This is a genomic window from Vulcanisaeta sp. (assembly GCF_049966235.1).
In the GTDB taxonomy this organism is placed as follows: domain Archaea; phylum Thermoproteota; class Thermoprotei; order Thermoproteales; family Thermocladiaceae; genus Vulcanisaeta; species Vulcanisaeta moutnovskia.
Map to the genome: position 1 here is coordinate 26,812 of NZ_JBMFVA010000002.1, position 11,574 is coordinate 38,385.

Here is an 11,574-nt window from a genome sequence, read left to right on the forward strand (position 1 = left end):
TATGGATAGGCTTAAGGTAGCTATTGTTCAAACGAGGAGATTTAATAACTATAATGAGGGCGTTGCGTGGTTAAGGGCTAGAACTAGGGATCTATCAACGGATTTAATAATCCTACCTGAAAACTGGGTTGGAGTAAAGGTACTTAGTAGTGAGGAATTCAATGAATACGTAAGCCTGCTTAAGGAACTCTCTAATAACACAGGTGCCTTAATAATTGGTGGTGCTGTTTACGTTAATACCAACAATAGGAATGTAAGTATATGCCCCATGATCAATGAGAAGGGGCTCGTTAATTACTCGGAAAAGATTTATCCATCTAGGGCAACTGGCGAGAGAGCAGAAATAAGTAATGGCAATAGACTTGGCATTATTAAAATAAATGATTGGTACATAGGCTGCATAATATGCGTTGACGCACTATATCCTGAGTTAACCAGGCTAATGGCTAAGCACGGCATAGACATAATAGCTAACCCCAGCAGCATAAGCATTGATAGAGTACCCCTATGGAGAAGCCTAGGCCTGGTAAGGGCATTTGAGAACTCGGCATACTTCGCATCAGCCATGGGTACAGGGTATAAGTATCCAGATAACCGTGATGTACTCGGTGGTAGTTTTATAACGTCACCTAACGGCGAGTTCGTATTAATTATTGAACCAGGTGTTGAGGGACTATTTACGGCTGTCCTTAATTATAATGAGATTGAGTATGCACGTTCCCGAAGGGGGTATATCAATGACCTAAGAAATGAATATCTGATAAATAATGTTTTAATAAGCATGACTAATGCCTAAGTTATTGATTTAGCAACATCAGGATTTAGAATGCCCTTCTTCGTCAACGTCCTTATCAACTGTCTAAAGGCCACAACTCTCTGAATGTTATTGGCACCCTCGTAAATCTCCGTTATCTTAACATCCCTAAGAAACCTCTCTATACCAGTCTCATGAATTACACCGACACCACCATGAACATCAATTGCCTTAGAAACTATTTTCTCCGCAGCCTCAGTGGTATAAAACTTCGCCAGACTAGCCACATACTTAAACTCCTCCCTGCCCTGGTCAGCCAGGTAAGCCGCTAAGTACGTTAGATACCTCGCCGTCATTAACTCAGCCATCATCTCAGCAAGGCCAAATTGTATGGCTTCAAAACTGGCTAGGTACTGACCAAAGGCCGTGCGCTGTAATGAGTACTGGAAGGCCTTCTCAAAGGCTGCCTGTGCCATGCCAAGTGCCTGCGCCGCAACACCAACCCTGGTCCTGTCGTAGGTCTCCATGGCTATTATGAAACCCATGCCAACATCACCAACCCTATTCTCGTCGGAAACCTCAACATCATCAAAAATAACCTCCACAGCATGACTACCCCTCAAACCCCTCTTCTCAAACTTAGCACCAATCTTAAGGCCTGGCGTCCCCTTCTCAACTATGAAGGCCGTTATCCCAAACCAACGCCTATTCGGCTGAGGCTCGCTAGTTCTCGCGAATACCATTATGTAGTCAGCAATGTCAGCATTACTAATGAAAATCTTCCTACCATTAATAACCCACTTATCACCTTTCTTGGTTGCTTTAGTCTGTATACCTGCAACATCACTACCGCAACATGGTTCCGTCATGGCATGGGCACCAAAGGCCTCACCCCTAGCTATTGGTGGTACGTACTTCCTCCTCAACTCATCACTACCAAATAGGAGGAGTGGCGTTACGAATAAGTCATTGGTACCGCGGATAACGGCCAGAGGCGGTGCTACCCTGCTTAACTCCTCCATCAATATGACTGCTGATACTGTATCGCCACCCTGACCACCAAGGCTCTCATCAATGCCAATACCCCATAAACCCTGTTCCCCAAGCTTTCTTAATATGTCTCTAGGTACTTCATCCTTATCATCAAATTCAAGGGCATGAGGAGAAACCTCTCTCTCGAGAAACTCCCTAATGCTCTTCCTTAGGATCTCATGTTCCGGCTTAAATATTAATTGATAGTCCTGAAGATTATCCAGTGGAAATACCATACAGCGAACTATTTCTAATTTCCTTTATAAATTATCCCAGAATATAGATTTAATAAACCAAGTACTTACGTAGGTGATAGATGGAGTTAAGGCTTAGCAAAGATGAGGTCATTGAGAATTATAAGGATGAGCTAACGGATGCTGAGATCTACGCAGCACTCGCTAAGATTGAGAATAATGAGAAATTAAGAAAGGAATTGTTAAAGTTATCACAGTACGAGACTAGCCACGCTGAGTTCTGGAGATTTATTGCTGATCAAGCAGGTATTGATGTTAGTAATGTAAGGTCCTCCAGGTTCTCAGTCATGTTCTCAGTATTAATTAGGAGGTTATTTGGGCTTGGTTTTCTCGTTAAGTTGAGGGAGAGTGCGGAGGTTGAGGCTATTGAGAGGTATGGTGAGATGGTTAGGAAGAATGCGCTTGGCCCATATACAGATAGGCTTAGGGAGATACTACTTGATGAGGTCTCGCATGAGGAGGTCTTTAAGGAGGAAGAGTCGAGGTTCGAAGCATTCATCGATAATATTAGGGATGCCATGTACGGAATGAGCGATGGTCTAGTGGAGGTGTTAGCTGCAGTGGCTGGTTTAGCCCCTGTCGTTGCTGATCCCATACTCATAACACTGGCTGGCCTAATAGTTGGTACTGCGGGCACGCTTTCAATGGCCGTAGGCGCTTATATGTCGACAAAGGCCCAGAGGGATATTAGGGAGACCATGTTGTCAAAGATAGATATAGAACTCGAGAACCTTGACATAGAGGATAGAACCAGGAGGGTTAAGAATGCCCTAAATAAAATGGGTATTGGCGAAAAAACAGCTAGTGAAATAGCCCCCAGCTTATCAACAGATGTGAACATAAGCAAAAGGATAACGGAAGTAAGCGAGATTGGCCTATCCGAAGAGGCGCTCGAGAACCCTGGGAAATCAGCCCTATACACGGGCATATTCTACCTAATAGGTGCATTACTCGTAATAGCGCCATTCCCATTACTAGGCCACATAATCGGCAACGTAGGCTCACTATACATATCGATAGTGCTCGTGGCTCTAGCACAGGCCATAAGTGGCCTATTAACGGCAATATCAGGAAGCGGCCGTATAGCCCATACAATGGCTATGAACATATTACTATCCCTAGGTGCAGCTGCAGCCACATACACAATAGGCACAATAGCGCATCAAATATTACACGTAGCAATAACCTAACCAGGCGTGCATGAGGGCCTAAAGGCCCTTCCTAACTCATCCCTAAATCACCAAGTGCCATTACTCGCGTCAATAATCACTATGCCTAACTCCGTTAAAGCCTTATCACTAAGAAGTACGTAATCCACAGACTCAGAAACAATGGGTATCAACCTAACGATGGGCGTATCTCTATCACTGACTAACACCTTAACGTTGATGCTCTCCCTAAAACGATATATTGGGGGCAATCCCTGAAGCCGTACGAATGGCGTAAACCTCAGCATCACCACCCGATAGGTTAAGCCCAAGTCTCTGGGCAACATCAATAGGCATTAGTATATCAGGTCCTAAACCTTCAAACCCAGTATTGCGAGGGCGCAGGTAATGACTTCGTTATTTTCCCTTCTTATTACGATCCTTAACCAAGTGGTCATCCCTACTCAAGCCCCTAATATACTCATCATAAGTCCCTAAATAAGCAATATACCTAATATAACCAACGAAGCCCTTAACCTCAAGCTTAGGAAGCTCCTTCTTACTGCTCATCTGCTGCACCAAGGTATTACTAATGAGGGTATTTAAAAACTGACTCATTTTTCTAGGTCAGGGATTTAAGCACCCCTGTATTATATACAGGGGTGAGTATTCCATGTTATTCGACATAGAGCCAAAAACGAGGAGAGAGGACCTCCTCGACAGAGACAACGAGGTAGATAGCATCCTAAACTTCATAAGGGGTGGGTCAAGGTTCCTTGCAATATACGGAATTAGGCGTGTCGGCAAGACATCGGTACTGAGGGTCGCCCTAAATGAAGCAAACATACCGTATTGCTACATTGACGCTAGGACTCTTGAGAATGACTTCACGAAAAGAAGGTTCTACTAATTAATATCGAATTGCCTAACTGAGTTGTCCATTAAGTGGCGACTTGAGAACGTTATTAGGAATATCGCGAAGATTATTCGAGGCATAAACGTATTCGGCAGTGGTATTGAACCTAATATTGAGGTTGATTGGAGGAGCGTTTACCTGATGGATTTACTAAACGCCTTATCTAAAAACCTAGACCAAATAGTAATAGCGATAGATGAGGCCCAAATACTTAGGATGTTAAAGGGATTTGGCAAGGTCGACCTCACACAGATACTTGCCTATACATACGATAACCTAAGCAATGTTAAGGTAATATTAACAGGCTCTGAAGTTGGACTACTACACGATTTTCTAGGTCTCGAAAATCCCAAGTCACCACTTTACGGGAGATTCATCGAGGAACTAACGATAACTCCGTTCAATAGGGACTCTTCAATTCAATTCCTAATAACGGGCTTTAGGCAATACGGAATCGAGGTAACAATGAGTGAAATACTTGATGCTGTTGATAAACTTGATGGCATCGTGGGGTGGTTAACGTACTACGGCAATGCCAAGGTACGCGGAATAACAAACATTAATGAGATTTATAGGAGAACTATGGAACTCGTCAATGACGAATTAAGGTCGTTATTGGGTAGGTCCACTTACTATGGATTAGTACTTGAGGCAATAGCCAGGGGTAAGAAACGATTTAACGAAATTAGGGAATACATAACATTAAGACTCAATAAGTATTTAGCACCAGGCGAGATCGAGAGGGTATTAAATAACCTCATGAAAATGAGCATAATAAGTAGGGTCTCTCTCACGGTGAATACGAGATAGTGGACCCAATAGTAAGGATGAAAATCAGCCAGGTTTAACTGCGAAATGCCTTGTCATGAGAGCCGGTAATTAAGTATTAAATGGCGTTCTATAGTTTTGCTTTCTCGCCTCATACTCCTCAAGGTCCTTCTTGACCCTCTCATACGTGAACCTGCTAATCCTACCCTCCCTATACGCCTCCTCAATCACACGCCTACTCTTCTCCTCAAGCTTATCAATGATTGGTATCCTAACACCCCTCTCCCTAGCAACCATTAAGGACCTCGGGTAGCCGGCATGGGCATGCCTAACGACACCACTCCCCGGATCAACAGTGAAGACCCTAAGGGCCTTCTCCTCAGCAAGCTCAGTACCATCAACAACCATGCCAAAGCCGGCATGAATAGCGTAGCCGATCCCCGTGCCGCCGCCATGATGGAAGCAAGTCCAGGTGGCACCAGCAGCAGTATTTAGTGCGTAGTTCAGTATTGGCCAGTCTCCAATTGCGTCTGAGCCGTCAAGCATGCCCTCAGTCTCCCTATAGGGCGACGCAACAGAACCACTGTCCAGGTGGTCTCTGCCGAACCATATTGGCCCGCTTAGTTCGCCCTTCCTAACCATCTCACTAACGATCTTACCAAATAGTGCCCTCTCTCCATAGCCTAGGTAAACGACTCTGGCTGGTAGTCCCTGGAACTTCACGTACTGGTGGGCATTCTTGATCCACCTGGCAAGTCTTGGGTTCTTCTTCTCGAACAATGTTATTAATACGTCATCAAGCTTGTATATGTCGTTTGGATCACCGACCAGGCTTGTCCACCTGAAGGGCCCACGGCCCTCCTCAAACAATGGCCTCATGTACTCCATCTGCCCGGGGATCTTGAATGCGTCCTCAACGCCAGCATCATATGCCTGCTTCCTGAGGTTGTTGCCGTACTCGAAGGTCACAGCACCCCTAGCCTGTAACTGGAGCATTAGTTGTACGTGCTTCTTCATGGTCTCCTTAGCCAGTAGCATGTATTTATCTGGATCGCTCTTCTTTAATTGCTCGGCCTGCTCCACAGTGAGTCCCTGGGGTACGTAAGAAAGTGGGTCGTGGGCTGGGGTCTGGTCAGTCAGTATGTCTGGTACTATGTTTTCCTTGATCAGTTTCTCAAGTAAGTTTACGGCATTTGCGAGTACCCCTATGCTCGTTGCCTGCCTTCTCTCCTTTGCGTCGAGGGCCATGTCTATGGCCTTGTCCAGGTTGTCCGTCCATGTATCAAGGTAACCAGTGTCTATCATCCTCTGTATCATCCTCCTATCAACATCGGCTATTAACGCCACACCACCAAGCATCTTAATGGCCAGCGGCTGTGCGCCACCCATGTTACCAAGCCCTGCACTAACCACTAACCTACCCTCAAGTGAGCCTCCAAAGTGCCTATCCGCGGCTGCTCCAATTGTTTCGTAGGTTCCCTGGAGAATACCCTGAGTACCAATGTACGCCCAACAACCAGCCGTCATTTGGTGGAAGCTTATCAATCCCTTGGCCTCGAGCTCCCAGAATATCTTCCAATCAGCCCACTTGGGAACGAGCATCGCATTGCTCATTAAAACCCTTGGAGTATTTCTACTAAGCTTCCAAATTGCCACAGGCTGGCCGCTTTGTATTACGAGAGTGTCCTCGCTGTCCATTGTGAGTAGGGAATCAACAATAGCCTCAAAGTCCTCCCACGAGCGCGCAGCCTTACCAGTGCCACCATAGACAATTAGGTTCTTCGGGTCCTTAGCCACCGCAGGGTCAAGTACGTGAAAGAGCATCCGTAGCGGACCCTCAAGCTGCCAGTCACGGCTATGCACGTGAAGTTCCGTACCAGTGATAACATGGACAGACCTAGTCTCAGGATCGTAATAACCGGCTGAGATTAACTCCTCAATAGGCCTACCCCTGTATTTTTGAGGAACTGACATAAGGAACCAAGGATAATTTAAGACTCTCTATTTTTGTTTTTCCATAATAATAATACACGCACCAGCCACTTTCCCAATTAATCCTTGCAATCTTGCTAAAAACGAGTTCTAAACAATAACCACCGAGGGTTTTTGTAAAATCATTCCTAGGGAAAACCTCTTGGTCATTATTCATGTTCTACAGTTTCACTGAGCATACCCTTTGAAACCGCACTAGCAGCAGTGGTCGTGGTGTTAAATAATACCCGAAATAGCATAATGCTGGTGTCCATGGTATTGGTGAGGAACTAAACACCGTATAATCTATAGCATGTAATGCATTGACTAGGTAGTGTCGAGTTAATGTTGTATTCCTCGGTAAATCCCTGGGACCTTCTCTTTATGAATTTAAGCCTAAATTCTTTATAGTCCTCGTTATTCCATATACTCATGATATTACTACTTCCTATATTTCCAAAGACTGTTTTCCTCACTTTGAAGCATTTACCCATGAAGCATCGCGGTATATCACTGTCCCTAACTGGTAGGTTTAGGAATACGCATGGAGAGACGTCGCCATTTACGTTTATGAATACACTCTCAGTGGGTCTCTCTGGACATTCAGTAAGTTCCCAGCAACTTAATGAGTAGGTGAATACCTTAATACCTAATTCCTTGGCTTTCCCTAGTGCAATACTTACTATGCGTTTAAAGACCTTAGGTTCTTGTTCCATGAGATCCGTAAAGGCTTTCCACATGAGCATATCTCTGCTTAATATGTACGATAAGTTATCAATAATCACCTCCTCAATTCCTAGTTTATGGCATAACTCGACGAAGTCAGGCAATTCATGAATATTCATTGATAGTGCAATGTAACTCGCAATTACTCTAGTATTGCTCCTTAATCTCTCCTTAACCTTAACGAGTTCTCTTAAATTTTTGATTAGAGTATTAAAGTCACAGCCAATCCTTATGGCATTGTGTGTTGATGGAGTAGCTCCCGCGAATGTTATCGCTATAACGTTGATCCCCGAAGAAATTAGCTTATTCACATAGTGCTCATTTAATAGTAATCCATTTGTTGTGAGACCGAAGTCCACCTTGCCCTGAACCTCGTTGATAATATCCATAAGGTTTGGATGCAGAAGTGGTTCACCCCATCCCTGCAGATGCACATAACCTATTGACTTTATACCTAGTAACTCCCTTATTACCTGGCGATACAGCTTCAGGTCCATAAACCTAGAAATCCATTCATTTCTTAATATCATCCTTGGACAGTAAATGCATGATGCATTGCATGATGTGGATATCTCGACCTGAGCTATTCGTGGGGTAGAATTGAAATTATCACTGGTTTTAATTTTGAGGTTTGTTATTGTTCATCACCTCATTTAGGTGGTGGTAAGCCTGCGAAGAGGGCTATTGATACTGCTAATCCTATTAGTATTATGATTGTTAGTGATACTACGTATGCAGCTATCATACGCCCAGCCTTTATCTCAGCGAGTGTCTTGAACCTGGTCGTTAGCCCTATTGACATGAAGGTTAGGGCGAAGAAGAAGTACCTAAATAACTCTGTTTGTGGCGTTATGCCGCCGGTCATGAATTTCCACGATACGGCAGCGCCAACTGCGAAACCAACACCCCATAGTATTAACCATGTAGCTAGGTAACCAAGCACAAACTTGGGGAACCTAAACCAAATCTGAATCATGGGAACTCTTTCTCCAGGTCTTCTTTCAACTTTGGTCACCCATATCACAGCCAGTATGAATGCCCATAGTCCAATCCATATATCAATGAATACCTTATTCATGACTGCCGTTGTCAATACCCAGGTCTTATAGGCAGCAAGGCCTGGCTGAGCACTAATCAGGGCATCAGCCAAAGCGCCGCTGGCTGCAGCTGCACCATCGGTCTTAACGGATAGGCCCATCCAGGCACCAGCCGCATATGGTGCCCACTTTAGGAACGTGGCAGCTGCGAATGGTAGTACCACTAATTCTACGGCTGCGAATAGCACAATTATTGATGCAATGGTAGCTGGCACTATTGATGGGGCGCCTATTGCTGCGGCTGTGGCTATGGCCGCCGATACACCGCATATACTAACGCCTGATGCCAGTGTTGCTGCCCACTTATTATCTAATTTAAACACCTTATGGGATACTAGGTATGAGATTGGCCAGTAGATTAGGTAGGCGGCGACTATGGCTATTAACGATCTCTCCACAAGACCCACAGCCAGCGTTATGTATCTGAGAGATGATGCCCCAATCAAGGCCCCAAGAAGCACTATTGCGGTCTTTATGTACCACTCGGTTCTAGCACCGGTTTCTAGAACCGCCGGTAATTTCTTGTAGAATATTACATTGGATATAAATAAGCCTATGAGTAGTAGGTATATTAGTATACCGTCTGCTCCCACGGGTATTGACCAGGTAATGTGAAGCTTAGCATATTGGTCAGGTGTAGCGTTAAAGTATGCATAGCCAAAGAGCCACCAGAAACCGAATGTTAGAATGAACATTATTGTGAAGCTAGCCATGAATCTCTTAACGTTATGTCCCATTGACCAAGCCGCGAACGTGAGGATCGCCAGCAGGAATAGGTAGAGCAGGATCACGCTAAGCAGTGGATTTAAACCCAGGTATGCCTTAGTCATTGTCAACGCTTGCCCAACAACCACAATACTCTTTGAAGGATTTAACCACGGTGCCGAGACCCTGGGAACCCAACCAAGTAGGTAAATACCATAATAACCAGGTAATGATAAGAGAAAAATGAGAAGTCCGATCCAAAGTGCCCACCAGTCCTCTTTCTTCCATAGTGACGACCAGTCAATCTTTGCTGCTGCTTGGGTTGCCATATTTATCGGCATATCCTTGTAATTGTCAAAAATAAGACTTATTGCATTACGCAAGATATTCTTATGCAGAATAATATTTAAAAACCCTAAATCAATATAATTAATTTATTATTGATAAATTCTAAAATTATGATAATAAATATTAATCTATTGTAAAGACTTTAATTAAGTATAAAAGTGCTCTTATGTGTTAATTATTTTAACTTAGTAGAAATATTTTTATAAAAGTAATTTTTTAGTTTATTGTGAAAATCCTGGTCAAGGTTACTAGAAATTACCAGGTTACGATACCCGCAAGCGTTAGGGAGAGGCTTGGGATTAAGGTTGGTGATTTATTGAGTGTCGAGGTTGATGATGATCGTATTATCCTTAGGAAGGTAATTCAGGAAATACCAATGATTAGGTTGGGTAGGGAGTTAACGATCAGTGATATTGATAGGCTCATTGAGGAGGGTTTGATGAGTAATGTCAGAGGCAGTGATTGATACTAATGCGTTGATATTTTACATAGTTGAGGATTCTAGGGAACATACCAGGGCAGTCAGGGTTTTAGATAGTTTGGACAGATGGTTCTTACATCACATTGTTATTTATGAGCTGGTCTGGTTCTTTAGGTCTGTCAATGTGCCGAGGGATCACGCTATGGACATTTTAGGTAGTTTAATTAACCATAGGAAGGTGGTTTTAGTGTGTGATAATGATATTATTAAGTGGGTGTTACGTATGATGCAGAGTACTGGTTGGGGACTTGGTGGTTTTAACGACTTAGTGGTATTAGGAACTGCATATGCGTTGGGTAAGCCGTTGTTCACGTTTGATGAGGAGCTCAGGATAAGGGCTAAGAAGGTTGGTGTTAGAGTTCTTGAGGTTTAATTCGTAATGTAGTGCTTTTAACCTCATTATCATTGTCTGTTTTGTATGCGGTTTGTTAGGGAGCCCATGTATAAGTTCATTAAGGATCCTAGTGACGTTAGGGTTGGCGAGGTTGTTAGGAGGGGCTGGATTAGTGGTGATGTTGGTATTCTCGGTGTTCCCTGGGATGGGGCTGTCGGTACTAGGCCTGGCTCTAGGCTTGCTCCCTCCAGGGTTAGGTCCTGGCTTTACTCCTCACCGTACATCCTTGGCAATACTTCTATCATTGATCTTGGTGATGTTGATGTGGTTGTTGGTGATCATAATGAGACTTGGCATAGGGTTGAGGAGACTGTTAGTGAGGCCCTAGGCCTTGTTAGGGAGTTAGTTGTGATTGGTGGTGATAGCACATCATCCTATGCTGCATTCAGGGGCTTAAAGAGAGTAGTTAATGATGGGTTGGCATATATACTGCTTGATGCTCACCCTGACGTTAGGATCGTTACCGAGGGTTTAACCAGTGGGCAAGTAATTAGGTGGATTAGGGATGTCGACCCTAATGCCTACATAGTCATAATCGGTGTTAGGACATACTCAAACGCACCCTACTTATTTAATGAGGCTAGGAAATTAGGTATCAATATATATACCATTGATCAGGTTGATTCCATGGGTATTAATGCTGTGGTTAATGAGATTACGAGTAGTATTGGTAATAGGATTGTTCATTTAAGTATTAACCTTGATGTTGTTGATCCAGCCTTCGCACCTGGCGTTAATAGTCCATCACCCGGCGGCTTCACATCAAGGGAGGTAATTAGGCTCATCCGTGAGTTAAGCACTAGATTAATGCCTAGGGTTTTCGACGTCGTTGAAGTCACGCCGCCATTCGACATCAATGACGTGACGAGCATGCTCGCATCAGCAATAATAATTAATGCAATGTGGGTTCATAAAGTATGATTTTATGGTAATTAGGAAAATAGATAATAAAAATAAGGCTTATTTTGAGGTGTCCTTAC

The 11,574-nt window shown here is 43.8% G+C and carries 13 protein-coding genes; 7 read left to right on the forward strand and 6 right to left on the reverse strand.

What is annotated here, in order from left to right:
• Position 1 precedes the first annotated feature (1 nt).
• Positions 2–796 carry a carbon-nitrogen hydrolase family protein gene (locus tag ACP5L5_RS01835; RefSeq protein ID WP_428761212.1) on the forward strand — a complete coding sequence of 265 codons (795 nt, stop codon included), beginning with the start codon at positions 2–4 and terminating at the stop codon, positions 794–796.
• On the opposite strand, the gene ACP5L5_RS01840 is transcribed toward ACP5L5_RS01835, so the two are convergent.
• Entirely contained in the window at positions 793–2,022 is a 1,230-nt protein-coding gene (locus ACP5L5_RS01840; RefSeq protein WP_428761213.1) for an acyl-CoA dehydrogenase family protein, read from the reverse strand. The genes ACP5L5_RS01835 and ACP5L5_RS01840 overlap by 4 nt on opposite strands.
• Positions 2,023–2,102: 80 nt before the next feature.
• Here ACP5L5_RS01840 and ACP5L5_RS01845 point away from each other — a divergent pair, with 80 nt between their 5' ends.
• Entirely contained in the window at positions 2,103–3,230 is a 1,128-nt protein-coding gene (locus ACP5L5_RS01845) for a VIT1/CCC1 transporter family protein (RefSeq protein WP_428761215.1), read from the forward strand.
• A 47-nt stretch (positions 3,231–3,277) separates the two neighbouring features.
• Here the strand turns inward: ACP5L5_RS01845 and ACP5L5_RS01850 are convergent, their stop codons facing one another.
• Both ACP5L5_RS01850 and ACP5L5_RS01855 read right to left on the reverse strand, forming a co-directional pair.
• The gene (locus ACP5L5_RS01850) at positions 3,278–3,499 is read right to left on the reverse strand and encodes a hypothetical protein (protein WP_428761216.1); all 222 of its coding nucleotides are present in this window, start codon (positions 3,497–3,499) and stop codon (positions 3,278–3,280) included.
• 106 nt (positions 3,500–3,605) lie between these two features.
• Complete coding sequence (locus tag ACP5L5_RS01855; protein ID WP_193387205.1) at positions 3,606–3,758, reverse strand: hypothetical protein; 153 nt, start codon at positions 3,756–3,758, stop codon at positions 3,606–3,608.
• A 103-nt stretch (positions 3,759–3,861) separates the two neighbouring features.
• Between ACP5L5_RS01855 and ACP5L5_RS01860 the strand changes: the two genes are divergently transcribed.
• Together ACP5L5_RS01860 and ACP5L5_RS01865 are read left to right on the forward strand one after the other, a co-directional pair.
• Complete coding sequence (locus tag ACP5L5_RS01860) at positions 3,862–4,098, forward strand: hypothetical protein (RefSeq protein WP_428761218.1); 237 nt, start codon at positions 3,862–3,864, stop codon at positions 4,096–4,098.
• Between the two features lie 24 nt (positions 4,099–4,122).
• Positions 4,123–4,914, forward strand: coding sequence for an AAA family ATPase (locus tag ACP5L5_RS01865; RefSeq protein WP_428761220.1), 792 nt, complete (start codon positions 4,123–4,125; stop codon positions 4,912–4,914).
• Positions 4,915–4,983: 69 nt separating this feature from the next.
• Here the strand turns inward: ACP5L5_RS01865 and ACP5L5_RS01870 are convergent, their stop codons facing one another.
• The 3 genes from ACP5L5_RS01870 to ACP5L5_RS01880 all read right to left on the reverse strand — a co-directional run bounded on the left by ACP5L5_RS01870 (position 4,984) and on the right by ACP5L5_RS01880 (position 9,700).
• A complete protein-coding gene (locus ACP5L5_RS01870; RefSeq protein ID WP_428761221.1) occupies positions 4,984–6,846 on the reverse strand; it encodes a urocanate hydratase in 1,863 nt (620 codons plus the stop codon).
• Between the two features lie 287 nt (positions 6,847–7,133).
• Positions 7,134–8,207: a radical SAM protein gene (locus ACP5L5_RS01875; protein ID WP_428761506.1), complete on the reverse strand. Its 1,074-nt coding sequence runs from the start codon at positions 8,205–8,207 to the stop codon at positions 7,134–7,136.
• An 11-nt stretch (positions 8,208–8,218) separates the two neighbouring features.
• The gene (locus ACP5L5_RS01880) at positions 8,219–9,700 is read right to left on the reverse strand and encodes a putative sulfate exporter family transporter (RefSeq protein WP_428761223.1); all 1,482 of its coding nucleotides are present in this window, start codon (positions 9,698–9,700) and stop codon (positions 8,219–8,221) included.
• Between the two features lie 245 nt (positions 9,701–9,945).
• Here ACP5L5_RS01880 and ACP5L5_RS01885 point away from each other — a divergent pair, with 245 nt between their 5' ends.
• Genes ACP5L5_RS01885 through ACP5L5_RS01895 form a run of 3 tightly spaced genes read left to right on the forward strand, consistent with a single transcriptional unit; the run spans position 9,946 to position 11,515 of the window.
• On the forward strand, positions 9,946–10,185 hold the full coding sequence (locus ACP5L5_RS01885; protein WP_428761225.1) for an AbrB/MazE/SpoVT family DNA-binding domain-containing protein: 240 nt from the start codon (positions 9,946–9,948) through the stop codon (positions 10,183–10,185).
• On the forward strand, positions 10,166–10,573 hold the full coding sequence (locus tag ACP5L5_RS01890; RefSeq protein ID WP_013604159.1) for a PIN domain-containing protein: 408 nt from the start codon (positions 10,166–10,168) through the stop codon (positions 10,571–10,573). The genes ACP5L5_RS01885 and ACP5L5_RS01890 overlap by 20 nt, the downstream gene beginning before the upstream one ends.
• 45 nt (positions 10,574–10,618) lie before the next feature.
• Positions 10,619–11,515: an arginase family protein gene (locus tag ACP5L5_RS01895; protein ID WP_428761226.1), complete on the forward strand. Its 897-nt coding sequence runs from the start codon at positions 10,619–10,621 to the stop codon at positions 11,513–11,515.
• Positions 11,516–11,574 lie beyond the last annotated feature (59 nt).

Coding starts and splice junctions, on each gene's coding strand:
- ACP5L5_RS01835 (WP_428761212.1), top strand. CDS start 2: ATGGATAGGCTTAAGGTAGCTATTGTTCAAACGAGGAGATTTAATAAC.
- ACP5L5_RS01840 (WP_428761213.1), bottom strand. CDS start 2,022: ATGGTATTTCCACTGGATAATCTTCAGGACTATCAATTAATATTTAAG.
- ACP5L5_RS01845 (WP_428761215.1), top strand. CDS start 2,103: ATGGAGTTAAGGCTTAGCAAAGATGAGGTCATTGAGAATTATAAGGAT.
- ACP5L5_RS01855 (WP_193387205.1), bottom strand. CDS start 3,758: ATGAGCAGTAAGAAGGAGCTTCCTAAGCTTGAGGTTAAGGGCTTCGTT.
- ACP5L5_RS01860 (WP_428761218.1), top strand. CDS start 3,862: ATGTTATTCGACATAGAGCCAAAAACGAGGAGAGAGGACCTCCTCGAC.
- ACP5L5_RS01870 (WP_428761221.1), bottom strand. CDS start 6,846: ATGTCAGTTCCTCAAAAATACAGGGGTAGGCCTATTGAGGAGTTAATC.
- ACP5L5_RS01880 (WP_428761223.1), bottom strand. CDS start 9,700: ATGGCAACCCAAGCAGCAGCAAAGATTGACTGGTCGTCACTATGGAAG.
- ACP5L5_RS01890 (WP_013604159.1), top strand. CDS start 10,166: ATGTCAGAGGCAGTGATTGATACTAATGCGTTGATATTTTACATAGTT.
- ACP5L5_RS01895 (WP_428761226.1), top strand. CDS start 10,619: ATGCGGTTTGTTAGGGAGCCCATGTATAAGTTCATTAAGGATCCTAGT.